This is a genomic window from Eisenbergiella sp. OF01-20 (genome assembly GCF_003478085.1).
Taxonomy (GTDB): domain Bacteria; phylum Bacillota; class Clostridia; order Lachnospirales; family Lachnospiraceae; genus Eisenbergiella.
In genome coordinates, this window is sequence record NZ_QUES01000059.1 from 1 (window position 1) to 22,625 (window position 22,625).

At 48.5% G+C, this 22,625-nt stretch carries 23 protein-coding genes; 17 read left to right on the forward strand and 6 right to left on the reverse strand.

All coding sequences use genetic code 11. The features are described from left to right. Positions 1-170: 170 nt before the first annotated feature. The 5 genes from DXA36_RS31235 (at position 171) to phoU (ending at position 4,691) form a co-directional block, all read left to right on the forward strand. Positions 171-1,121 (forward strand): phosphate ABC transporter substrate-binding protein, encoded by a 951-nt coding sequence (locus tag DXA36_RS31235; protein WP_118683308.1) that lies wholly within the window; start codon positions 171-173, stop codon positions 1,119-1,121. A gap of 129 nt (positions 1,122-1,250) precedes the next feature. Beyond that, entirely contained in the window at positions 1,251-2,270 is a 1,020-nt protein-coding gene (gene pstC / locus DXA36_RS31240) for a phosphate ABC transporter permease subunit PstC (RefSeq protein ID WP_118683310.1), read from the forward strand. A 33-nt stretch (positions 2,271-2,303) separates the two neighbouring features. Next, positions 2,304-3,176: a phosphate ABC transporter permease PstA gene (gene pstA / locus DXA36_RS31245; protein WP_118683312.1), complete on the forward strand. Its 873-nt coding sequence runs from the start codon at positions 2,304-2,306 to the stop codon at positions 3,174-3,176. Between the two features lie 74 nt (positions 3,177-3,250). Next, entirely contained in the window at positions 3,251-4,009 is a 759-nt protein-coding gene (pstB, locus tag DXA36_RS31250; protein WP_118683314.1) for a phosphate ABC transporter ATP-binding protein PstB, read from the forward strand. Between the two features lie 19 nt (positions 4,010-4,028). Beyond that, the gene (gene phoU, locus DXA36_RS31255) at positions 4,029-4,691 is read left to right on the forward strand and encodes a phosphate signaling complex protein PhoU (protein WP_118683348.1); all 663 of its coding nucleotides are present in this window, start codon (positions 4,029-4,031) and stop codon (positions 4,689-4,691) included. Between the two features lie 73 nt (positions 4,692-4,764). Here the strand turns inward: phoU and DXA36_RS31260 are convergent, their stop codons facing one another. Next, the gene (locus DXA36_RS31260; protein ID WP_118683316.1) at positions 4,765-6,171 is read right to left on the reverse strand and encodes an MFS transporter; all 1,407 of its coding nucleotides are present in this window, start codon (positions 6,169-6,171) and stop codon (positions 4,765-4,767) included. Between the two features lie 470 nt (positions 6,172-6,641). Here DXA36_RS31260 and DXA36_RS31270 point away from each other — a divergent pair, with 470 nt between their 5' ends. The 7 genes from DXA36_RS31270 (at position 6,642) to DXA36_RS31300 (ending at position 12,099) form a co-directional block, all read left to right on the forward strand. Beyond that, complete coding sequence (locus DXA36_RS31270; RefSeq protein WP_330425131.1) at positions 6,642-7,112, forward strand: DUF2975 domain-containing protein; 471 nt, start codon at positions 6,642-6,644, stop codon at positions 7,110-7,112. A 10-nt stretch (positions 7,113-7,122) separates the two neighbouring features. Beyond that, the gene (locus DXA36_RS31275) at positions 7,123-7,356 is read left to right on the forward strand and encodes a helix-turn-helix domain-containing protein (protein WP_118683322.1); all 234 of its coding nucleotides are present in this window, start codon (positions 7,123-7,125) and stop codon (positions 7,354-7,356) included. 12 nt (positions 7,357-7,368) lie between these two features. Further along, complete coding sequence (locus DXA36_RS31280; RefSeq protein ID WP_118683324.1) at positions 7,369-8,961, forward strand: DUF4153 domain-containing protein; 1,593 nt, start codon at positions 7,369-7,371, stop codon at positions 8,959-8,961. A gap of 180 nt (positions 8,962-9,141) precedes the next feature. Further along, positions 9,142-9,780, forward strand: coding sequence for a hypothetical protein (locus DXA36_RS31285; RefSeq protein ID WP_118683326.1), 639 nt, complete (start codon positions 9,142-9,144; stop codon positions 9,778-9,780). Between the two features lie 140 nt (positions 9,781-9,920). Next, entirely contained in the window at positions 9,921-10,499 is a 579-nt protein-coding gene (locus DXA36_RS31290) for an HD domain-containing protein (protein WP_118683328.1), read from the forward strand. Between the two features lie 165 nt (positions 10,500-10,664). Beyond that, positions 10,665-11,177 carry an RNA polymerase sigma factor gene (locus DXA36_RS31295; RefSeq protein WP_118683330.1) on the forward strand — a complete coding sequence of 171 codons (513 nt, stop codon included), beginning with the start codon at positions 10,665-10,667 and terminating at the stop codon, positions 11,175-11,177. Beyond that, on the forward strand, positions 11,164-12,099 hold the full coding sequence (locus DXA36_RS31300) for a DUF3298 and DUF4163 domain-containing protein (RefSeq protein ID WP_118683332.1): 936 nt from the start codon (positions 11,164-11,166) through the stop codon (positions 12,097-12,099). Before DXA36_RS31295 ends, DXA36_RS31300 begins: the two co-directional genes overlap by 14 nt. A 72-nt stretch (positions 12,100-12,171) precedes the next feature. On the opposite strand, the gene DXA36_RS31305 is transcribed toward DXA36_RS31300, so the two are convergent. Beyond that, positions 12,172-13,320: a permease prefix domain 1-containing protein gene (locus DXA36_RS31305; protein ID WP_118683334.1), complete on the reverse strand. Its 1,149-nt coding sequence runs from the start codon at positions 13,318-13,320 to the stop codon at positions 12,172-12,174. Between the two features lie 12 nt (positions 13,321-13,332). Then, positions 13,333-13,656, reverse strand: coding sequence for a PadR family transcriptional regulator (locus tag DXA36_RS31310; RefSeq protein WP_118683336.1), 324 nt, complete (start codon positions 13,654-13,656; stop codon positions 13,333-13,335). Positions 13,657-13,879: 223 nt separating this feature from the next. Here DXA36_RS31310 and DXA36_RS31315 point away from each other — a divergent pair, with 223 nt between their 5' ends. From DXA36_RS31315 to phnX, 5 genes are read left to right on the forward strand one after another with little or no spacing between them, the layout of a single operon-like run. After that, the gene (locus DXA36_RS31315; protein WP_118683350.1) at positions 13,880-14,650 is read left to right on the forward strand and encodes an ABC transporter ATP-binding protein; all 771 of its coding nucleotides are present in this window, start codon (positions 13,880-13,882) and stop codon (positions 14,648-14,650) included. Positions 14,651-14,661: 11 nt separating this feature from the next. After that, the gene (locus DXA36_RS31320) at positions 14,662-16,293 is read left to right on the forward strand and encodes an ABC transporter permease subunit (protein ID WP_118683338.1); all 1,632 of its coding nucleotides are present in this window, start codon (positions 14,662-14,664) and stop codon (positions 16,291-16,293) included. A 10-nt stretch (positions 16,294-16,303) separates the two neighbouring features. Next, on the forward strand, positions 16,304-17,296 hold the full coding sequence (locus DXA36_RS31325) for an extracellular solute-binding protein (protein WP_118683340.1): 993 nt from the start codon (positions 16,304-16,306) through the stop codon (positions 17,294-17,296). A gap of 17 nt (positions 17,297-17,313) precedes the next feature. Continuing rightward, positions 17,314-18,420, forward strand: a complete 1,107-nt coding sequence (phnW, locus tag DXA36_RS31330) for a 2-aminoethylphosphonate--pyruvate transaminase (RefSeq protein WP_118683342.1) — start codon at positions 17,314-17,316, stop codon at positions 18,418-18,420. Continuing rightward, positions 18,417-19,205, forward strand: a complete 789-nt coding sequence (gene phnX / locus DXA36_RS31335) for a phosphonoacetaldehyde hydrolase (protein ID WP_118683343.1) — start codon at positions 18,417-18,419, stop codon at positions 19,203-19,205. The genes phnW and phnX overlap by 4 nt, the downstream gene beginning before the upstream one ends. A gap of 62 nt (positions 19,206-19,267) precedes the next feature. On the opposite strand, the gene DXA36_RS31340 is transcribed toward phnX, so the two are convergent. From DXA36_RS31340 to ilvD, 3 genes are all read right to left on the reverse strand, one after another. Next, entirely contained in the window at positions 19,268-20,140 is an 873-nt protein-coding gene (locus DXA36_RS31340; protein ID WP_118683345.1) for a CPBP family intramembrane glutamic endopeptidase, read from the reverse strand. Continuing rightward, positions 20,134-20,733: a TetR/AcrR family transcriptional regulator gene (locus tag DXA36_RS31345; protein ID WP_118683346.1), complete on the reverse strand. Its 600-nt coding sequence runs from the start codon at positions 20,731-20,733 to the stop codon at positions 20,134-20,136. The genes DXA36_RS31340 and DXA36_RS31345 overlap by 7 nt, the downstream gene beginning before the upstream one ends. Before the next feature lie 123 nt (positions 20,734-20,856). Continuing rightward, a complete protein-coding gene (ilvD, locus tag DXA36_RS31350) occupies positions 20,857-22,581 on the reverse strand; it encodes a dihydroxy-acid dehydratase (protein ID WP_118683352.1) in 1,725 nt (574 codons plus the stop codon). Positions 22,582-22,625 lie beyond the last annotated feature (44 nt).

Sequence of the window (22,625 nt, forward strand, 5' to 3'; positions counted from 1 at the left end):
TACCGGGGCTAATGTTTCACTTATTTTGGGACATTTTCAAAAACGCTTGACAGCCGTGTTTTACATAAAACTTACAAACTTGTAACCATATCCTGCTTTTTTCTTTGGCAGGAAACAGTTATGATTGCAATTGCAAGCGAGATAAAAAAGTTGTAAAGGAGAAAATTATTATGAAAAAGAAATTTGTAGCAATTGCAGCGGCAGCCACTCTTGTAATGGCGGCACTTGCAGGCTGTGGCTCCACTGACACAACAACAACGGACAACGCGGCATCCACCCCTTCCGAGGCAGGAAGCGTTGCGGCACCGGAAGCAGCCTCTTCCGAAGCGGCATCCTCTGAGGCCGCAGGCAGTGAAGCAGCCCCATCCGAAGCGGCAGCAGATTTAAGCGGCAGCATTTCTATGGCAGGATCCACCTCCATGGAAAAATTCGCAAATGCACTGGCGGAAAGCTTTATGGCAAAATACCCTGGTGTGACCGTAACTGCTGAATTTACCGGTTCCGGTGCAGGTGTGGAAGCGGTTACCGCAGGAAGCGTTGATATAGGAAATTCCTCCAGAAACCTCACCGAGGAGGAAAAGGCAGCAGGCGTAGCGGAAAATATTGTGGCAATCGATGGTATCGCCGTTGTTACGGATCCTGCAAATACGGCGGCAGGCCTGACAAAGGATCAGCTTTCCGGAATTTATACCGGTGAAATCAAGAACTGGAAAGATGTGGGAGGCGCCGATCAGGCTATCGTGGTAGTAGGCAGGGAAGCCGGTTCCGGTACCAGAGGAGCATTTGAAGAACTGCTGGAAATCGAAGACCAGTGTGCCTATGCAAACGAGCTGGACAGTACCGGTGCGGTAATGGCAAAGGTTGCCGCAACACCTGGCGCAATCGGTTATGTATCTCTGGATGTTATCGACGATACCGTTAAGACCCTTGCTGTAGACGAGGTGGAACCCACGGTAGAAAATATTAAAGGCGGCAGCTACCTGTTAAGCAGACCTTTTGTAATGGCAACCAAAGGAGAAATCGCCGAACAGAATGAAGTGGTACAGGCGATGTTCACTTACCTGACATCAGACGAAGGAAAAGCACTCGTGGAAAGCGTTGGCCTGATTACCGTCGACTAATCCCCATAACACAATACCGGTAAACCCAAACCCTGCGAAAGCAGGGTTTGTAACAGTCCAGACTTATCTGAACTGTTACCAGGGACTTTTTTGCGAAAACACATCCCTATAATAATAAAGGATAAATATATGAAACAATCTTTTTCTATCGTGGGAAGCAGACACTCTAAAACAGCAGTGGAAAAGACTGCTCAGATCATTTTTACCGTTTGTGCTTTTTTTGCCATACTTGCCGTTTTCTCCATTACTTTATATATGTTAATAAACGGAACCCCGGCATTATTCAAGGTGGGGTTAAAGGATATTTTATTCGGAACCGTGTGGAAGCCTACTGCCAAGGATCCCAGCTTTGGTATTCTGTATATTATTCTCACATCCATTGCGGGTACCACTCTGGCTATTTTAATCGGGGTGCCGGTGGGTGTCCTTACGGCTATCTTTCTGGCGGAGGTGGCGCCCAAAAAGCTGGCGGCTGTAGTGAAGCCGGCAGTGGAGCTTCTGGCAGGGATCCCTTCCGTTATATATGGCCTCCTGGGAATTATGATACTGAACCCTCTGATGTATAAAGTGGAAACCGCTGTATTCAAAGGCTCTGAGACGCATCAGTTTACCGGCGGCGCCAATCTGATCTCTGCGGTCATCGTATTGGCTATCATGATTCTTCCTACAGTAATTAATATCAGTGAGGCGGCCCTGCGTGCAGTTCCGGCACAGTATAAGGCGGCATCCCTGGCTCTGGGAGGTTCCCATATCCAGACCATATTCAAAGTAATTCTGCCGGCTGCGAAGTCAGGTATCGTTACGGCTGTCGTACTGGGTGTGGGGCGTGCAATCGGAGAGGCTATGGCGATCACCCTGGTATCAGGAAGTTCGGTAAATCTCCCCCTTCCCTTTCATTCCGTGCGGTTCCTCACTACGGCAATTGTGAGTGAAATGGGCTATGCATCCGGGCTTCACAGAGAAGTCCTGTTTACTATCGGGCTGGTTTTGTTTGCCTTTATCATGATTATTAACACCTGTCTTACAAGAATTCTCAAGCCAAAGAGCCTGGAGGAAAAAGAAAAAAAGGGAAACCCCGGTAAAAGCCGGGCGGGAAAGGCGGAGATTCCGGATACGAATGCAGGAGTGGCATTTCAGAGTGAATCGTAAGGGGACCGGTTTGCCCGGCACGGAGGAGTAGGAATGGATCAAAGTATATTGGTTAAAAGGGTCAGGTTATCTGACTATATTATTACGGCAATGATTTATGCGGCGGCGTCCCTGTCCCTATTATTGCTGGCGGGTATTGTATGCTATACCTTTGTCAAGGGAGTTTCCAGCATCAGCTGGCAGTTCCTCACGTCGGTTCCCAGTACCATAAAGGGAACCTTCGGCATTGCGGGAAATCTGCTCAATACCTTATATATTGTAATTATCACTCTTCTGATAGCCACCCCCGTGGGGGTGGGATCCGCCATCTATCTGAATGAATATGCTAGGCCGGGTAAAGTCGTGCGTACGATTGAATTTACCACGGAAATCCTTTCCGGAATCCCTTCTATTATTTTCGGACTGTTCGGTATGGTATTCTTCGGAACGACCCTGGGCTTCGGATACTCTATTTTAACCGGCGCCCTGACGCTTACGCTGATGGTGCTCCCCCTCATTACACGGAATACCCAGGAAGCGCTGAAAACCGTGCCTGAAAGCTACCGCAGCGGCGCGTTGGGTATGGGAGCTACCAAGTGGTATATGATACGCACCATTCTGCTGCCTTCCGCTATGCCCGGCATAATTACCGGCATTATCCTGGCGGTGGGAAGAATCGTGGGAGAGTCGGCGGCATTGCTGTTTACGGCGGGAAGCGGCTATCTCCTACCCAAGAACGGCATGGGTTTTCTTCATAAAATTCTGGAATCCGGAGGAACGCTGACGATACAGCTGTATCTGTGTATGTCAAAGGCGCAGTACGGGGAGGCATTCGGTATAGCCGTGGTACTCCTGGTTCTGGTGCTTGGCATCAATATGCTGACCAAGTATTTGTCCGGGAAGTTTAATGTGGAAGCAAGAGAGTAAGTACGGGGAAGGGATAAGACCCTGACGAATACGTATGAAACAGGCCCCGTGGCGGCGGGCGGACAGGAGCAGAGATGGAAAATGCGAAAATCAGTACCAGAAAATTAAATTTATATTATGGGACCAACCATGCGCTTAAAGATGTGGATATGGATATTACACCGAATGCCATAACCGCTTTTATCGGTCCCTCCGGCTGCGGAAAGTCAACCTTTTTAAAGACGCTGAACCGTATGAATGATCTGGTGGACGGGGTGAGAATAGATGGAACCGTCACGCTGGACGGCGAAAATATTTATGATGACAAGGTGGATACCACTCTTTTGCGTAAAAAGGTCGGCATGGTATTTCAGCAGCCCAATCCCTTTCCCATGAGTATTTATGATAATATCGCGTATGGTCCCCGGATTCATGGTATCAAAAATAAAGCACAGCTGGACGAAATTGTGGAAGAAAGCCTGAAAGGCGCGGCTATTTATGAGGAAGTAAAAGATCGGCTCAAAAAATCGGCACTGGGTCTTTCCGGCGGACAGCAGCAAAGGCTGTGTATTGCCAGGGCTCTGGCTGTACAGCCGGAAGTGCTTCTGATGGATGAGCCAACCTCGGCCCTGGACCCTATTTCCACACTGAAAATAGAAGACTTAATGGAAGATCTGAAGAAAAAATATACGGTGGTGGTGGTGACACACAATATGCAGCAGGCCGCCAGGGTTTCCGATGAAACGGCCTTTTTCCTGGTGGGAGAGGTGGTGGAAAAGGATACCACCTCCAATATTTTTGCAAGGCCCGGGGACAAGAGGACGGAGGACTATATTACAGGCCGTTTTGGCTGAAATGCGAGGAGCAGGAATTATGACAATGAGAACGATTTATCTGGAGGAGCTGAACGGCCTCCGTAAAAGCCTGGCTGAGATGGGAGAAGCCGTGGAGGCTTCCTTTGATATGCTGCTGACGGCGGTGGACAGTAAGGACGAGGAGCTTAAAATGCAGATTATCCGCGGTGACCGGATGATTAATGATATGGAAAGAAGCATTGAATCGAAGTGTCTTTCCCTGATAACAAGACAGCAGCCGATTGCCGGAGATCTGCGTATGATATCGGCGGCCCTTAAGGTGGTGACGGATATTGAACGGATCGGGGATCAGACTGCGGACATTGCGGAGCTGCTGCTGCGCCTGAAGGGATGTGATCTGGATACCTATTCCAGACATATTACAGGTATGCTCCAGGTGGCGAAGGAGATCGTCCATGATGCGGTCGATGCTTTTGTGAGCCGCGACAGAAAGGCAGCGGACGAAGTGATCCGCCATGATGATGTGGTGGATTCCCTGTTCGCCAAGGTAAAGGATGATTTGGTTTTTATGCTTCAGGAGGGCGTGGATAATATCGATGCCTGTGTGGATGTGCTGATGATTGCCAAATATCTGGAACGGATCGGTGATCATGCGGTAAACATAGCAGAATGGGAAATTTTCCAGGAAAGCGGAGCCATTCAGGACATCCGCCTGATGTAAACAGAGGAGAACAGGACGAAGGGGAAGCGGCAGGATGAACCACGGCGGCGCTGACCCCAAACCGGAAAACAACCTACCGGCGCAGCTCCTGTTCTCTTTTTTGTACCACAAATTTCACATACACAATCAGGACAATCAGAAAGATAACACCCAGGCTGTTGGTAACCTGCTGGGCATACAGGGGCTTCCCCCCGATGCTCCAGCCGGCCTGCTGGAGGAAAGACAGGAATCTGCCTGAAACAAAGGATACCAGAAATCCATATACGCCTCCGATGGAGGAGAGGATAGACAGCTGCAGAGTCCTTTTTTCTTCATTTAAAAGCTCCAGCTGGATGCCGAACAGGCCTATTCCGGCAAAGCTCCATCCCGCCGCGGAAAACAGGGTCGCAGCGATGGTCATGGGGTAGGCAGTGGAGGGCACGGAAAAAGCCATGAACATGAAATTCAGAAGGATTCCCAGCAGGGAGTATTTATACATATAAGCCATGCCGAAACGATCCCCCATCCTTCCTATCATGGGAGTAATGGCGATCCGCACCAGGTTCCCGAAAAACCCCACTACCATGATAAAGGTAAACGGAAGGTTCAGATCTTTAATCTGATAGCTGGTATTAAAGGGGGAAGAAGTATAAAATGCGGTAAGCCACAGCAGGTTGGTAAAGAAAGCTTTGCGGAAATCGGAATTCCGGAAGGCTTCTTTAATTTCCGCTTTCAGGACACCCTTCTGCTTTCCGGAAGCAGTGTCCTTGTATTTTTTTGCCAGATTGCCGTGCATTTCCTGGCCTGCGGCATTCCTGACGGCATAGCGCGGCTCTTTCATCCGGCTGAAGGCACAGAAGTTAATAAGAACGAGGATAAAAATCAGCGTTCCGTTCAGGAGAAAGCCTATATGCTGGTGTTCCCCTGCCGTGCTGTCCATAATGACGCCGGCTCCCAGCATTACGGTTACGGTGACAAATACGGCGACGGCATCTTTTTTGGAAAAATAGCTTCCCCGCAGCTCCATGGGGACAAGGATAGCTATCCAGTCCTGGGTGGCGGGCGTTCCGATCTGGGACCAGGCCTGGGCAAAAAAATACCCTGCCACAATGAGGAACTGTTGTAAATGGATTGGCAGGGGCAGCAGGGGAATAAAGAAAATGAAGGAAAAGAAGAGCTTCTGCATTACGGTAACACAGACGAACAGCTTTCTTTTTTTCAGCTTATTGATCCTCTGCATGGTAAAGAGCTGGAACAGGGCGGCCAGGCTTCCCATGGATGTAATAACACCGATGGAGGCATCCGGTATATTCACGGACAGCATGAGGGAAACCAGGAAGGTTCCGCCTGCCAGCTGGGCAATCGTCTGATTGGCAGAATCCCCCGCTATGTAGTTCCTGCGGCTCTTTTCATAATCCCCTTCGTTTTCGGGAAGGGCCATAAAATAAATCCTGCGCAGCCGTCCAAGCAGCCAGGTGAAATCAAGCATAATCCTGCTCATAAAATACCCCGTTTCCCGCGTCCTGCGCGGCCTTCCCAAGTACTTCCCTCAGCCTGATATTACAATAACGGGAACCGGAAAAAAATGTATTATCTTTGACAAATTGATGTAGTTTATTGCTGTGAGGAAGAAAAAACCAGACACCTTTATCACCGGTATCCCAGGCACGGGAATTCCTGCCCTTCTTGCGCTTTCCCGCGATTGCGTACATTTCAGCCTGACTTTCTGAAACTTTCTGCAATTTAATAAATAATTATTGTAAATCAATAAAAAAATATTGACTTTCAATGCGAACAGTGTTATTTTATGGAAAAGAGGTTCCTGCCCTGGATGGACTGGGGCTGATAAAGGCCGGTATCCCCATTTTGTTAGTCGGAGGGAAAAAAGTGATATAAAAAGCACGATGGATCCGCCATTTAGCTTTTGTATGAGGGAACCGAACGAAAGCTGTATGTTGTGGAATACTTTTTATGATCAGGAGGAAAGAGGAAATCATGGGTAACAAGCTCACACGTTTTACAAAAGGAATGCTGGATTTTATGTTTTACGCAGGGATTGCGGTGACACTGACCCTTCCGGTTTCCGTACGTATTTACGGGCATATCAATTCCTATTTTGAACAGTATTATATTCATCTGATTATATTGTTTGGTGTTTCGGGGATATTGGCGGAGCTTATTTTATTTGAGCTGCGAAGGATGTTCCGGACCGTTCTGGAAAACGACTGTTTTGTGCAGGCCAATGTGAAAAGCCTGAACCGCATGGGGACTTACAGCTTCTTAATCGCCCTTGTAACGGCGGGAAGGCTGTTCCTGTACCTGACGCCGGCGGTGATGATAATCATCCTGGTTTTTGTGATAGCGGGCCTGTTCAGCAAGGTGCTGAGCCAGGTATTTGACAGGGCGGTGGCATATAAGAATGAAAATGACCTGACAATTTAGGAGGTGGATAATGTCCATAATTATCAATTTGGATGTAATGATGGCCAAAAGGAAGAAGGGGCTGACGGAGCTGGCAGGAGAGGTGGATATCACACTGGCCAACCTGTCTATTCTGAAAAATAACAAAGCAAAAGCGGTCCGGCTTTCCACCTTAAATGCAATATGCAAGGCGCTGGAATGCCAGCCGGGTGATATCCTCCAGTATGTGGAGGACGAAGAGGACGGGGAGAACAACAGCCTGTAGGAGGGATATGTTATGGATTATGAAAGAATGGATCCGGTAAACGGAACTTATGCGGCGGAGAATAAGCCGGCGTGGACGGAACAGGAAAAATGGCGGATGGAGGAAAAGAAAAGGGAAGAGGAAAAGCGGCTTGAAGCGGAAAAGAAAGCGGCTGTCATGCGCAGGGATTTTCCATTCTTCGGATGGGCCAGCGCAGTTTATGCTCTTTTTTACACCTTCTGCCTGTACAAAAACGCTTCGGGGATCACTTACCCTTTTTTCGTCGCAGGAACCCTTATCTATTTTGGCTTATGTTCCAGAAGGTCAGGGGTTCCATTGAAAAAAGACAGTACCTTCACCGTTGTGAGCATGCTTCTCCTGGGAATATCCGTGTTCCTTACAGACAATATCAGCATACAGCTGATAACAAAAACAGGGATTTTCCTTCTCACGCTGAGTCTGATGCTTCATCAGTACCTGAATGACGGGGCATGGAATTTTTCCAGGTTTCTGCTCGCTATCTGTCAGTGTATTCTGGAGTCGGTAGCCTGTCTGGGACGTCCTTTCAGCGATGGATCCGCCTGGAGGCAGAAACGGACGCAGGAAGGGAAAAAGGACGGCAAGGGACGTTATGTTGCCCTGGGGATTCTCGTGGCGGTTCCCCTGGGCCTCCTCATCCTGGCCCTTCTGGTGAGCGCGGATGCGGTATTCCGGGATTTGTTCGTACGTCTTTTCCGGCATATCAATATATGGAACATTCTGCTTGTTCTCTGTATGCTCACCTTTGGTTTTTTTGCTTCCTATTGTTTTATGGCTATGCTCAACAGCCGGGTTATAAAGGAGGATTTCAGGGAGAACCGGAACCAGGAGCCGGTGCTCGCAATTACCTTTACCTCGGTACTTGCGGTAATGTATCTGGTATTTTCCGGGATACAGGTGGTTTATCTGTTCCTGGGACAGCTGAAGCTGCCGGACGGATATACCTATTCCTCTTATGCCAGGCAGGGTTTTTTCCAGCTTCTGGCGGTATGTATAATCAACCTCATTATCGTATTGGTGTGCCTGGGCTTTTTCAGGGAAAGCAAGGTGCTGAAGGGGATACTTACTCTCATATCCCTTTGTACCTATATTATGGTGGCGTCCAGTGCTTACCGGATGCTTCTCTATATCGGAACCTGTCAGCTGACCTTTCTGCGGATCCTTGTCCTGTGGGCCCTGGCGGCTACCGCGCTGGTGCTGGGAGGTATCATTGTCACCATATTTAAACCCGGATTCCGGCTTTTCCGGTATTGCATCACCGTAGTCACGGTGCTTTATATCCTTCTGGCCTTTGCCAAACCCGATTACTGGATTGCCAGATATAATATGAATTATGTGGATTTTACCGCTGTGAGCCAGGAACAGGCGGAGGAAGGCAGCTACAGGGATTTTTACTACCTGAGCCACCTGTCGGCGGATGCCGCTCCCGTTCTTGCTGCGCCGGAAAATTATGAATTTCTGAAAAACCAGTCCTATTCCATGGAAGAATATTATTCCCGTATGGAGAGGAAGGCGGAGGGAATGGGGATCCGCAGCTTCAATGTATCCCGCTGTCTTGCCGGAAAGGCCCTTTCCCGGTTGAAGTGACTCCAAAAGAACAAATAGGAATAATTCAGACGGACCAGGACACAAAGGGCCGTTTGAACGGTTACAGCAAATGTTTAAATTTTTCTTAAAAAGTTGATATTCCATTGACACCTGGGCGATTCAAGCGTAATATTATCAAGGACACAGAATTTTCACATTTTGGGAGGAAATTAAGATATTATGCGTATGAAAAAGATGGCAGCAGCAGTTGTGGCAATGGTTACCGCACTGGCACTTACCGCGTGTGCAGGTGGATTTGATGCCAGCAAGTACGTAAACGGCGTACTGAACAATATTTATCTGGGAGATTCCACGGGATATATGGAATTGGTAGAAATCACGGCAGAAGAGGCGAAGGAAGAGTATGAGCAGGGAATCAGTGTAGAGGCGGATTTTTTCCTGCAGTATTACGGGCTGGACAGCGTATCTGACGATGTATACCAGCAGATCGTTGACATGTATAAGCAGATTTACAGCAAATCCAAATTCGAAGTGAAGGAAGCGGTAAAGAACGGTGATGATTACAATGTTGAGGTTGTGGTAAGCCCTATTGACGTAATCGTAAACAGTGAAGAAGCGATCAGCACGGCAGTGGATGATTTCGTGGCAAATGCCAATCCGGATGATTATACCGATGAGCAGGTGCTGAATGATGATCTGGCAAAACTGGTTATCAAGGTTATCAATGATAATATGGCGAACCTGGGATATCAGGCAGAGAAATCCATCATTGTTAAGGTGGAAAAGGATGCACAGGGCTATTACGGAATCAGTGATGATGCCATCGGCCTGCTGGATCAGGATATGATTGCCTACTGAGAATAAATAATTACCAATAACTACATATAAAAAACTTACGTAACCGTACTCTTATTAAGGGCACGGTTACTTTTCTTTAGAAAGACAAATACCATGCTGCGGCTGCATTCCAAAGGGAAAGGCGGAGAAAAGGAGAAGATATGGAAAAAATGAGCGCGGGGCAATTCATTGCATTTTTAGGGAAGATAGAAAAACTGAAATCGGTCCCAAGGCACTGTGTGACTGCGGACGGTATTGTGGAGAATGTGGCGGCCCATAGCTGGCGGACTGCGGTAATGGCATATTTATTAAAGGATGAACTGGAAGATACGGATACCGATAAAGTCATCCGTATGTGTCTGCTTCATGATATCGGGGAAGCCTTGACGGGGGATATCCCTGCGTTTGAAAAGACCCGGGAGAATGAGGCTGCGGAGAAGCTGGCTGTGGACCGGCTTCTTAAAAGCCTGCCGGAATCTTTGTATCAGGAAACCAGCGCCTTATTTGAAGAGATGGAGACACTGGAAACCAGGGAAGCCAGGGTATATAAAGCGCTGGACAAGCTGGAGGCTGTCATACAGCACAACCAGAGCGATATCCGTACCTGGCTGCCTCTGGAATACGAACTGCAGAAAACCTATGCGGCAGAGGCGGTAAAAGGGTTCTCCATCCTGGAACAGCTTCAGGAGGAGTGCGTAAGAGAAACGGAGAAAAAAATAGAAGAATATTCCAGAGAATAAAATGACGTTCATCCAAACTTTTTATAAACCCTGCCCATCTATAGTATGAAAGGAAACGTTGTACAACGGTCCAATCGTAAAAGCCGCCGCATAAGCTCAGGCTTTCACGATAATCATAAGGGTATTCCAATCAGGACATACGCCCGCATACAGGAGGAGATTAATATGAAGCAGGATATATATGACCTGACAGTGGCCTATATCCTGGAAAACCAGGAGAAATGTTATCGTTTGGCCTATAGTTATGTGCAGGACAGGGACAGCGCTTTGGATGTGGTGCAGAATGCCATATGCCAGGCACTGGAGAAGTGCTGGGGGATTCGGAACAGGGCGGCAATAAAAACGTGGTTTTACCGGATTGTGGTTAATGAGGCGCTGCAGTATCTTCGTAAAAATAAGAAGGAAATCAGCACCGAACCATCGGAAATGCGAGAAGAACCGTATCAGGAAGAGGGCTTCGGAAAGGCGGACATGGAGTCAAACGAAGTCTACGAAGAAATACAGAAGCTTCCGGAGGAAATGAAGACGGTAATCATCCTTCGTTTCTACGAGGAGCTAAGCCTTCAGGAAATATCCGATGTGACTAAAACAAATTTAAGTACTGTGAAATCACGGTTATATGCTGCTCTTAAAAAACTGCAAAAAGGTTTGGAGGAGATCAATTATGAGAAAGCCTGAAGATGGAAAAAAAGTATATGATAATATAGAAATCCCGGAAGAATTAAGGGATGTGGTAAACGGTGCCATCCGTTCTGTGGACAAGGAAAAATCGCTAAAAAAGCATCGGTCACGAGGTATCGTGAAAACCTTCAGGTATTGCGGTACAGCCGCGGCAGTGCTTCTCGTATGTATGACCATCGGTCTAAACACAAATGAAGTGTTTGCAAAGGAAATGAGTGAGCTTCCTATTATAGGTTCCCTTGCCAGAGTCTTGACCATCCGTTCCTATCATGAAAAGGATGAAGGGCATGATATTAAAGTGAATGTGCCGGAAATCCAGTTGGAAGAGACACCGTCGGATAATACGGATACGCAGAAGGAAACCTTTGTGGGAGATATCAACCAGGAAATCCAGAATATTGTGGACAATTATGTGGCGGAAGCAAAACAGAAATTTGCAGAATACAAAGAGGCCTTTTTTGCCACAGGAGGAACCGAAGAGGAATGGGGAGACCGGGATATCGCCGTTAATGTGGATTATGAGGTGAAATATCAGCAGGGTAATATCCTTTCCATGGTATTAACTACGGATGAGGCATGGGTGGCCGCATACGGAGTCCGCTATTATTACAATCTGGATCTGTCCCGGGACAGACAGCTCACCCTGCAGGATCTTCTGGGTGAAAATTATGTGGAAATTGCAAATGAAAGCATTCTGCGGCAGATGGAGGAAAGAGATGCGGCAGATGAAAATGTCATTTACTGGGGAATCGGAAAGGCAGCGGAGGATGATATGGTGGAAGGTTTCCAGAGTGTGGATGAGAATACGAAATTTTATATTAATAAGGATGGAAATCCTGTTGTATGCTTTGAGAAGTACGAAGTGGCGCCCGGATATATGGGCTTCCAGGAATTTGAAATAGATAAACCGGCGGAATAACAGGAAGGATGCCTTCTTCCTCCGCGACTCGAGACAGGTCTGTACAGACCTGTCTCAATTGTTGTGTTATGGTTACGCTTCCTTCTTTTTCTTTTTTTCTTTCTTTTGTTCCTTTTCCATCGTATCCAGAATGGAGCACAGCAGATGCCTGAAAACGGATGCCAGGGGCCATATCAGCCAGCTGGTGGACCAGGATCCGAACAGAAAACTCCAAATAAAATAAATACAGGTGACCAGCGGCCAGTAAACGGAAAGGATCAGGGAGATGGTCTGGCCCGCCTGACCGGAAGAAACCGTATATTTTTTCCTGCTTTTTCCCTTTTTCTTTTTTTCCTGCAGCAGCATTTTATAAAGATCCTCTTCCGTCCCTGCCGTTATAAAAAGATAAACGGCTATGGAAATAAACAAAAACAGGAAGAAAATGCCGATGGTTCCGCCAAATTGATCTCCCAGTGGGGTGTTTTCACCAAGCTGGGAAAGGGCGATCAGGGTAAAAGGGGAAATGACGCACAGTACAACACCAACCGTCATGATAACCGCACACTGCGGCTGGAAATCCGCCTGCATTTGGGCAATAAAGTCCTGCAGGGAAGGGCTGATAATCAGGTTGGAGTGCTTCAGGAATTTGTACTGTTCCAGCCTGGCGCTTCCATAAATCAGCATTCCAAGCCCGGCGGCAAGGCAGAGGAAAAGAGGAAGAAGCATCAGCAGGAAATGGATCCGGGATAATTTCGATAAAACAGTGACTCCGTTGCTGTTGGGAGCAAGCAGCCCGCTGGTGAGAATCAGGAAAGCCGGGCCCATAATGCATAGGGCGGTTCCGATCCCTACCAGGCGGTTATATCTGCGGTAGTCACCGATAACCTGCTCCAGCTGTTCCCGGGATAAGAAAATGTCTCCGGATTCATAGCTTTCATAGGGTTCCTCTTGTCCCGGATACGCAGAATGACCATATTGCTGCCATTCCTGGCTGTTTTCCTCCCGGGGGGCTTCCGGCGTACCCTTCGCAGCCTTCAGTCCCAGTTCTTCGATCAGTTCATCAATGTTGCCGAACTCGGATATAACGATTCCGATGGCTTCGTTTTCCGATTTCCCTTCTTTTTTCAGTTCTTCGTATTTATCCTCCATCGTGTGGAGCATGTCGTTTTCCAGCTTCATGATTTCAGGAGTCCCCGGAAGCCGGGCAAACATATTCTCAAGATAAATTCGTATGGTATCCATAATAATCCTTTCTTACAGCCGTATAAACTGTTCCACTACTTCCTTGGTTACTTTCCACTCTTCACATTTTTCCTTGTAATAAATCCTCCCGCTCTCCGTAATCCGGTAGTAGGTACGCCGTTTCCCGTTGGTTTCATCTCCATAGAAGGATTCGATATAGCCGTTTCTTTCCAGCCTGGTAAAGGCGGAATATAAGGTTGTTTCTTTAATACTGTATTTATCCCCGGAACGTTCTCTTATGTGTTTGGATATTTCATATCCGTACGAGGGGCCGTCCAGCAGATGGAAAAGAATAAAGGTATCATTGTAGCCACGGATGATATCACTGCTTATCAACTCATCAGCTCCTTTTCCCGCAGGCGGACACGCAAAAATTACTCCGTCTGACGTACTACGTCTGTCGTGGTAATTACAGTATAGCAGGTTATCTCACGATGTCAATCATTTACAGAGCTTTTACAAGATTTTGAAGTTGTTGTGATAGTTGGAGGGAATAGGGATTGTTATAATTTGGTTGTTTATCAGAAAAAAACGGTTAACGGAAGAAAGGAAGGGCGGTATGCTCAGTTTACAGCATATTAAGAAATCGTATGATGGAGTACCTGTGCTGCAGGATATTACGTTGGATATCAGGGACGGGGAAATTGTATCCATACTTGGGCCCAGCGGATGTGGAAAAACAACGCTGTTAAATCTAATCCTGGGGATAACGGATGCGGAGGAAGGAAAAATTCTTTTTCATGAGCAGGATATTACCCATGAACCTATGGAAAAGAGAGGGTTTAATATTGTTTTTCAGGATTATGCCCTGTTTCCTAATCTGAATGTGTACCAGAACATTACATACGGGCTGCGCAATAAGCCCGGCATTTCCTCTGAGGAGGAGGTGAAGGAGCTGGTACATCTCCTTGGCCTGGAGGAACATCTGAATAAGAAGATCGACCAACTGTCCGGAGGGCAGAAGCAGCGGGCAGCCCTGGCCAGGACAATGGTGATGAAACCCCGTATTCTGCTGCTGGATGAACCCTTAAGCGCTCTGGACGGAGTGATAAAAGAATCCATAAAGGACAGGATAAAAGCAATAGCCAGGGAGTATCATCTGACCACAATCATTGTGACCCATGATCCGGAGGAAGCCCTCACGCTTTCCGACCGGGTATTGATTATTAATGAAGGGGCGATTTCCCAGTATGATGAACCGGCGGAAATTATCCATCAGCCCGGGAACAGCTTTGTGCGTAAGTTCATTCTGAACCAGCTGGAGATTAAAAGGCATAATATCTATACCCTGTTCGAAAAGAATACGGAAGAAAGCTCTATGGCTATTTGAGGCGGAAGGGCATGAAAAAGAAAAATAAAGAAATTAAATTACTGTACGGGGTCCTGCTGGTCATTTTCACTATTTTCCTGATTCTCCCCGTTTTTCAGCTTCTGTTGAAATCCTTCCTGGGAAAAGGAGGGCTGACTCTCGCCAGCTACCGCAGTGTGTTTCTCTCCCGCGGCTTCGGAAGGGCGCTTGGGAACAGCTTCCTGGTGGCGGCAGTCAGTGCGCTGGTAACCACTGTCCTGGCTTTTTTCCTGGCCTATACGATCAATTATACGAATATCCCGTCATGGATGAAGGCCGTGATCCGGGGGGCGGCGCTGCTTCCCATGCTTCTTCCTACGATCACTTACGGATTTGCCATCATTTATTCCTTTGGCAGGCAGGGGCTTCTTACCAGGCTGTTCGGAAGACAGCTGTTCGATATATATGGGTTCCATGGTCTTTTGACCGGATATGTAATTTATACGCTGCCCATCGCCTTTATGCTGATTCATAATACCATGGGATATATTGATAAAAAGTTCATGGTCGTATCCCGGATTATGGGGGATAATGGCGTTTCCACGTTTATGATGACAATAGTAAGGCCCCTTCTCGGCACGCTGGCGGCTTCGTTTATCCAGGCGTTTTTCCTGTGCTTTACGGATTTCGGCATCCCTGCTTCCGTGGGCGGGAAATATGAGGTGATAGCCGCTGTCCTCTACGATCAGATGCTGGGGAGCATTCCCGATTTTTCCAGAGGGGCCGTGGTGGCTATGGTGATGCTGGTGCCCTCTGCAGTGAGCATAGCGGTGCTTCAGTTTCTGGAAAAATATAATGTGAGATACAACAAGGTATCTGCGATAGAAATCCGCCGCAACAGGGTGCGTGATGTGGGATGCGGTGCCGTGAGCACCGGTATCATCCTGTGTGTATTATCCGTATTTGCCGTTATTTTTGTGGTGCCGTTTGTATCCGAATGGCCTTATGATATTCGTTTTACCCTGGAACATGTGGGAAGCGTCTTTGCGGATGACGCGCTGTCGGGCGTGTTCCGCAATTCGCTTATCGTGGCCTTCTTTACTGCCGTTGCGGGAACGCTGGTGGCTTATGGAGGGGCTTTGGTGACGGCCAGAAGCTCCGTTTCCCGGAAACTGAAAAATGGGATTGAAGGAATTGCACTGGTGACCAACACCATTCCGGGAATGGTAATCGGGCTTGCATTCCTGTTCAGCTTTTCCGGTACGCCGGTTCAGAATACTTTTTTTCTTCTTATTGTGTGCAATGTGGTCCATTTTTTTTCCACACCGTATCTGATGATGAAAAGCTCCCTTGCTAAAATGAACGCTTCCTGGGAGACAACAGCCATGCTGATGGGGGATTCATGGATAAAAACTATCATCCGTGTGGTAACACCAAATGCGGTTTCCACCATACTAGAAGTATTCAGCTATTATTTCATCAACGCCATGGTGACGGTCAGCGCCGTGATTTTCATCGCGGGTGCAAGAACCATGGTTATAACAACAAAAATAAAGGAACTGCAGTATTTTAATAAGTTTAATGAAATTTTTGTCTTATCTTTAATGATTTTATTTATCAACCTGCTCGCCAGGGGGCTGTTTCGGGTACTGGCAGACGGCAGGATAAAAAGAAAAAAGAAATGAGGGAAAAAACATGAAGGTAAAAAAAATAACAGCTGTAGGGCTGGCTGCGGCAGTGGCGCTTGGTGTCCTGGCAGGCTGCGGGAAAAGCGGGGTAAATGAGAAAGTGATTATTTATTCCAATGCGGACGACGAAGCGGTTACCGCCATGAAAAACGCGCTGGATAACAACGGCTTCCGGGATCAGTATCTATTCCAGTCTTTCGGCACCTCTGAGCTGGGCGGAAAGCTGCTTGCCGAGGGAAGCAATATAGAAGCGGATCTGATAACCATGAGCACTTTTTATGTGAACAGCGCCCAGGAGCAGAACAAGAGCTTTAAGGATCTTACCTTTTCCGTAAATACGCTGGATGAATTTCCTTCCTACTGTGCACCGATCACCGCGCAGGAAGGGGCCATTATCCTGAATACGGAAATGATGAAGGAACATAACCTGCCTGTGCCGGCATCAATTAAGGAGCTGGCGGACCCGGTATATGCAGGAATGATCTCCGTAACGGATATCAACTCCTCCTCCACCGCATGGCTGCTCCTCCAGGCTCTTGTATCCGAATATGGGGAGAACGGGGCAAAGGAGGTGCTCACCGGTATATATGCCAATGCGGGGGATCATATTGAGGATTCCGGTTCCGCCCCTTTGAAAAAAGCGAGGGCAGGTGAGGTGGCCGTGGGCTTCGGGTTAAGGCATCAGGCGGTAGCGGATAAAACCTCCGGAATCCCCATTGATTTTGTGGATCCGGCGGAAGGAAATTTTTCCCTGACGGAATCCGTGGCAGTTGTGGATAAGGGGGCCCAGAGCAATCCCAAAGCCATGGAGATGGCTGAATGCATCATAAATAACGGCAGGGAGGAGCTGCAGAAAACATACCCTATTCCGCTTTATGAAGGGGAAGCGGAGGATGCCGCCAATAAATCAGGAAATCCCCGCATTTTTGGCGAAACCCTTACTTTTGAACTTCTGAAAAAGCATCAGGAGCTGTCAGACAGCTGTAAACCGCAACTGTAAAAAGGAAAGGAAAAAACATGAAATCATATAAATTATTAACGCCGGGGCCTTTGACAACAACGGTTTCCGTAAAAAAAGAAATGCTGTTTGATCACTGCACCTGGGACGATGATTATAAGAAGATCACCCAGGAAATCCGGGCAAAGCTTTTAAAGCTCGCGCGGGTGTCCGCCGGGGAGTATACGGCAGTACTCATGCAGGGAAGCGGAACCTTTGGCGTGGAGTCGGTACTTACCAGTGTGATAGGAAAAAAGGATAAGCTTCTGATAGTCTCAAACGGGGCGTATGGGGAACGAATGGGGGATATTGCGGCGCACGCGTCCATTCCCCATCTGATCTACAGACAGGATTATGATAAAATTCCGGATCCGTCTGTTATAGAAATGCTCCTTGCTGAAAATCCGGATGTCACCCATGTTTCCATGGTACACAGTGAAACCACTTCAGGGATTCTCAATGATATCGCAGCGGCGGCCGGTGTGGTAAAGAAAGCGGGAAAGACGTTTATTGTGGATGCCATGAGCAGCTTCGGCGGAGTGGATATTCCGGTGGGAGAGCTGGGGATTGACTTTCTTATCAGCAGCGCCAACAAATGCATCCAAGGTGTTCCCGGATTTTCTTTTATAATAGCCAACCGCGAAAAACTAATGGAGAGCAAAGGAAAAGCAAGAAGCCTTTCCCTGGATCTGTATGAGCAGTGGGAAACCATGGAAAAAGACGGCAAATGGAGATTTACCTCTCCCACACATGTGGTGCTGGCGTTTGCAAAGGCCCTGGAGGAAATGGAGGAGGAAGGCGGGACAGCGGCCCGGAACCGGCGCTATACAGAGAATAACAGGCTGCTCATCCGAAGAATGGATGAGATGGGTATCCGGCCCTACATCGGGAGCCAATACCAGGGTCCGATTATCACCACCTTTTATTATCCCCAAAACCATTCTTTTACCTTTTCTGAAATGTATGAATATATCAAGGAGAGGGGCTATGCCATTTATCCCGGAAAGGTGACGGAGGCGGAAACCTTCCGCATCGGGAATATCGGGGAAATCTATGAGGAGGATATCAACAGGCTCTGCGATATCCTGTCGGATTTTCTTCAGGAAAAGGAGAAAAAAGCAGTATGAAGAAACTGGAAGCGGTTATTTTTGACTGGGCAGGAACGACGGTGGATTATGGATGTTTTGCACCCGTACAGGCTTTTGCGGAGGTGTTCCGGGCATTTGGAATCGAACCGGAGATGGAAGAGGTAAGAAAACCTATGGGGATGCTGAAGCGTGATCATATCAAGGCCATGCTGGAGATGCCCAGAATCCGTGGTTTATGGATAGAAACATACAAAAAACCCGCTGAAGAAGAGGATATTGACCGGCTTTACCGGCTTTTTGAAGGAAAACTGATGGGTATCCTGGAGAATTTCACCGACGTTAAGCCGGGCGTGCTGGAAACGGTGAAGGCCCTGCGGGAAAAGGGAATCCCTGTGGGATCCACCACCGGCTATACGGATCAAATGATGGAAATAGTGACCCAAAAAGCGGAGGAACACGGATATAAGCCGGATGCCTGGTTTTCGCCTGACAGCACCCACAAACGGGGAAGGCCTTATCCTTATATGATATACAGAAATATGGAAGCCTTTGCCGTATCCTGCGCCGCCGGCGTCGTGAAGGTGGGGGATACGGTCTCCGATATCAAAGAAGGGAAAAATGCCGGTGTTTTTTCCGTAGGAATTATTGAGGGCAGCTCCGAAATGGGGCTTGGCAGGGAGGAGTTTGAGAGGCTTTCTGCGGAAGAAAAAAAACGGAGGACGGCACTGGTAAGGGAGAAATACCGATCAGCCGGAGCCGATGCCGTTATCGGCAGCATGCAAGAGCTGATGCCCCTGCTGGAGTCTGTTTTTCTAATCGGCTGAACAGGCGGATAAGGGACTCCTTCCCGGAGACATGGTGAAAAAGGACGGGAAGAAGGCTGCGTTTATCCGGCGGCCTTCCGGCGGCCTGCCGGGCGCCGGCGTTCCTTCTTCTTACCCCGCTTCATGAGAAAGAGTACCAAAAGCAGGGAAAGGACATTGGAAAGCACGATACGCAGTATCTGAAGCTCATCGGTACCCGTATCGGTAACCACATGCAGGGAATTGCTGATAAAATTATTGAAAAAATGCTCGAATATGCCGGTCCATAGGGTCCCTGTGAGGGTAACGCACAGGCCCCATTCAAAGCCAAGGATACCGGCAAGTATGATATAACCGATCCCCATAAGGAAGGCGGCCCCCACGGTGAGGCTGCCTTCTCTGACCCATACCACGACGGTAACCAGATGCCAGATGCCGAAGAGAAGCGCCTGCAGCAGATTGGCATTCCGGGAAGAGAACGCCCTCCGCCCGAGCTTGAAAAGCAATCCCCGGAAAAGCCCTTCCTCCGCCGCCACATTAATCACGTTTCCCAGAATACATATGAGAATTGCAGAAAGGGAAATGCCGGTGACCGTTTGATCCGAAAGGGAAAAGCTGGAGATAAAGAAAGAAAGGCGCGGGGATTTTCCCATAAGAAGAAGGATGAGGCATTCTGCCAGATAGGAAACCGCAAAAGTGCCAATTCCCAGGGAAAACCCCAGAATAAGACCTCTTTTCAGCCCGTTCAGCCGAAAGCCAATGCTTTTCCAGGAGAGCTTCCTCTCAACCAGGCATTGGGAAATGACAAGAAGCGCAAAAATTTTACAGAAGATATTTTCGGCAAGGAAGGTCTCATCCGTTTTAAGCACCAGGAACTCAAAATCCTTGGCGGCGGAACAAAGAATAAATACAAACAAAATGTAGAGAATCGAGCGCTTTTGTTTTCTGGTCAGCATATCGGCTCCTGTTCCGATACTCCCAACAGCTTCTTTATCTGGTGATAAATTCCTGTGAGCATCTCTTCTGTTATTGGCATCACTTCCCTGCATATTTTCATTCCTTCTATCATAAAAAGGATAGCGGCTGCAGTTTCTTTGGGGTTACCCGGATGGAATTCCCCCGTTTTGGTTCCATAGGTGAGCAGAGCGAGAAGAACCGCTTCGCCTCTTGCGTATTGCTTTGACAGGAAAGAGGAATCCTCCGTATCCCTGGATTCCAGGCAGAATTCATAAATGGCCCCGTACAGCCCCGGTTTCCTGTCCCGTATGTTTCCCAGCTGGGAAAACAGATAATCCTCCAGAAGTACCCGGGCGGAGGCACCTGCGTCCATGCCCTCCCCGTCGTGCTGATTCCGGTCCTCCTGAAAGCTCTGCAGCAGATCGGAAAAAAGGGAAGGCTTATCCTTATAATGGCGGTAAAGACCGCCCTTGCTTAATCCGCTGGCCCGGCAGATATCCTGCATGGTAACCGCTTTGTACCCATATCTGATAAACAGAGGGCAGGCGCAGTCCAGAATATGCCTGCGGGTCAGAGTACCTTTTTCACCCATGGAAAATACTCCTTTTATAAAAGCGACTATGTAGTCGCTTTTATTTATTATAAAGGCAGGAGGCGCAAAAGTCAACCGGGGATAAAAAGTGACGGGAAGAAAGTAACGATTGTATGAGGCCTGCTATTCCATGTAACCGCCCTTCATGGGGGAAACGGCATGTTCGGAGTAGATTTTCAGCACGCCTTTTTTATATTTGGGTTCCCGGGGCGGCAGGTTCTTTTTCCGTTCCGAAAGAATCCGATCCACTTCCTCCGGGGGAAGTTCCCGCCCTTTTATGCCTGTAATTTCCAGGATCCGTTCGGGAATGTCGATGCGGATGAGATCGCCCTCTTCTACCAAAGCGATAGGGCCGCCTTCTGCGGCTTCCGGGGAGACATGGCCGATTGCCGGGCCTTTGGAAGCGCCGGAGAAACGCCCGTCGGTGATCAGGGCAATGGATTTGCCAAGCTCCGGATCGGAGGAAATGGCTTCCGTGGTATAGAACATTTCCGGCATGCCGGATCCCTTCGGGCCTTCATAGCGGATAAATACCGCATCGCCGGGATGGATGCTGCCGGAAAGTATGGCCGCAATAGCATCCTCTTCACAGTCGAAGGGTCTTGCCCTCAGCACCGCCCGGAACATTTCCCTGGGGACAGCGGAGTGCTTTACCACAGAGCCTTCCGGCGCCAGGTTGCCGCGCAGAACAGCTACGGTGCCGTCGGTGCCGATAGGGCTATTGAAGCTGTGGATGATATCGGTTGGTTTCAGATTCCATTTTTCCAAATAGGTATGGCTGCGATCATAAAAGCCATTCTGTTTCAGCTCTTCCAGGTTTTCTCCCAGTGTTTTGCCGGTAACGGTCATGACATCCAGATGAAGCATGGATTTGATTTCTTCCATGACAGCCGGGACGCCGCCGGCATAGTAGAAGAACTGAGCGGGCCATTTGCCTGCAGGACGGATATCCAGCAGATAATGGGCGCCCCTGTGCATGCGGTCGAAGGTGTCCCCGTCTATTTCCAGGCCCAGTTCATGCGCCATGGCAGGAATATGAAGCAGGGAGTTGGTGGATCCGGATATGGCGGCGTGAACCATGATGGCATTTTCAAAGGACTTCATGGTTACGATATCGCTTACTTTAAGGCCCAGTCCGGCAAGCTTCATTACCTGCAATCCCGCTTTATAGGCCATTTCCTTCAGTTCCGGGCAGGTTGCCGGCATCAGGGCCGATCCGGGGAGCATAAGGCCTAATGCTTCCGCCATTATCTGCATGGTGGATGCGGTGCCCATAAAAGAGCAGGCCCCACAGGAAGGGCAGGCGTTATGCTTATAATAGGTCAGCTTTTCTTCCGTGATTTCGCCCCTCTGGTACATGGCGGAATAGGCCCCGATCTGCTCCAGGGTCAAAAGATCCGGCCCTGCCTCCATAACGCCGCCTGTGATTACTATAGAGGGCATATCCAGTCTGGCAAGTCCCATCAGGCAGGCGGGAACGGATTTGTCACAGCTGGCAATGAATACACCGCCGTCAAAGCCGGTGGAATTTCCATGGATTTCAATCATATTGGCGATCATATCCCGGTGTGCGAGGGAATAATTGATCCCATCATGTCCCTGGGCAATCCCGTCGCAGATATCGGTGGTATAGTATCTGGCGCCTCGTCCTCCGGCATCTTTGATTCCGCGCATGGCTTCTTCCACAAACTGGTTCAGGTGGGCGCTCCCCGGATGGCTGTCACCGAAGGTGCTTTCCACCATGATTTGCGGCTTGTCAAGATCGGCTGCTGTCCAGCCCATGCCGAGTTTAAGCGGGTCGTTTTCCGGTGCCATGGCCCTGACTCGCTGGCTGTTCCATTCTTTCATAAAAATCTCCATTCCGCGCGCCTTCGGGCGCGGCACAAATAGTA

What these genes read in the sequence shown, in the direction of transcription:
- DXA36_RS31235 (WP_118683308.1), top strand. Translation starts at nt 171, where the DNA reads ATGAAAAAGAAATTTGTAGCAATTGCAGCGGCAGCCACTCTTGTAATG.
- pstC (WP_118683310.1), top strand. Translation starts at nt 1,251, where the DNA reads ATGAAACAATCTTTTTCTATCGTGGGAAGCAGACACTCTAAAACAGCA.
- pstA (WP_118683312.1), top strand. Translation starts at nt 2,304, where the DNA reads ATGGATCAAAGTATATTGGTTAAAAGGGTCAGGTTATCTGACTATATT.
- pstB (WP_118683314.1), top strand. Translation starts at nt 3,251, where the DNA reads ATGGAAAATGCGAAAATCAGTACCAGAAAATTAAATTTATATTATGGG.
- phoU (WP_118683348.1), top strand. Translation starts at nt 4,029, where the DNA reads ATGACAATGAGAACGATTTATCTGGAGGAGCTGAACGGCCTCCGTAAA.
- DXA36_RS31260 (WP_118683316.1), bottom strand. Translation starts at nt 6,171, where the DNA reads ATGAGCAGGATTATGCTTGATTTCACCTGGCTGCTTGGACGGCTGCGC.
- DXA36_RS31270 (WP_330425131.1), top strand. Translation starts at nt 6,642, where the DNA reads ATGATCAGGAGGAAAGAGGAAATCATGGGTAACAAGCTCACACGTTTT.
- DXA36_RS31275 (WP_118683322.1), top strand. Translation starts at nt 7,123, where the DNA reads ATGTCCATAATTATCAATTTGGATGTAATGATGGCCAAAAGGAAGAAG.
- DXA36_RS31280 (WP_118683324.1), top strand. Translation starts at nt 7,369, where the DNA reads ATGGATTATGAAAGAATGGATCCGGTAAACGGAACTTATGCGGCGGAG.
- DXA36_RS31285 (WP_118683326.1), top strand. Translation starts at nt 9,142, where the DNA reads ATGCGTATGAAAAAGATGGCAGCAGCAGTTGTGGCAATGGTTACCGCA.
- DXA36_RS31290 (WP_118683328.1), top strand. Translation starts at nt 9,921, where the DNA reads ATGGAAAAAATGAGCGCGGGGCAATTCATTGCATTTTTAGGGAAGATA.
- DXA36_RS31295 (WP_118683330.1), top strand. Translation starts at nt 10,665, where the DNA reads ATGAAGCAGGATATATATGACCTGACAGTGGCCTATATCCTGGAAAAC.
- DXA36_RS31300 (WP_118683332.1), top strand. Translation starts at nt 11,164, where the DNA reads ATGAGAAAGCCTGAAGATGGAAAAAAAGTATATGATAATATAGAAATC.
- DXA36_RS31305 (WP_118683334.1), bottom strand. Translation starts at nt 13,320, where the DNA reads ATGGATACCATACGAATTTATCTTGAGAATATGTTTGCCCGGCTTCCG.
- DXA36_RS31315 (WP_118683350.1), top strand. Translation starts at nt 13,880, where the DNA reads ATGCTCAGTTTACAGCATATTAAGAAATCGTATGATGGAGTACCTGTG.
- DXA36_RS31320 (WP_118683338.1), top strand. Translation starts at nt 14,662, where the DNA reads ATGAAAAAGAAAAATAAAGAAATTAAATTACTGTACGGGGTCCTGCTG.
- DXA36_RS31325 (WP_118683340.1), top strand. Translation starts at nt 16,304, where the DNA reads ATGAAGGTAAAAAAAATAACAGCTGTAGGGCTGGCTGCGGCAGTGGCG.
- phnW (WP_118683342.1), top strand. Translation starts at nt 17,314, where the DNA reads ATGAAATCATATAAATTATTAACGCCGGGGCCTTTGACAACAACGGTT.
- phnX (WP_118683343.1), top strand. Translation starts at nt 18,417, where the DNA reads ATGAAGAAACTGGAAGCGGTTATTTTTGACTGGGCAGGAACGACGGTG.
- DXA36_RS31340 (WP_118683345.1), bottom strand. Translation starts at nt 20,140, where the DNA reads ATGCTGACCAGAAAACAAAAGCGCTCGATTCTCTACATTTTGTTTGTA.
- DXA36_RS31345 (WP_118683346.1), bottom strand. Translation starts at nt 20,733, where the DNA reads ATGGGTGAAAAAGGTACTCTGACCCGCAGGCATATTCTGGACTGCGCC.
- ilvD (WP_118683352.1), bottom strand. Translation starts at nt 22,581, where the DNA reads ATGAAAGAATGGAACAGCCAGCGAGTCAGGGCCATGGCACCGGAAAAC.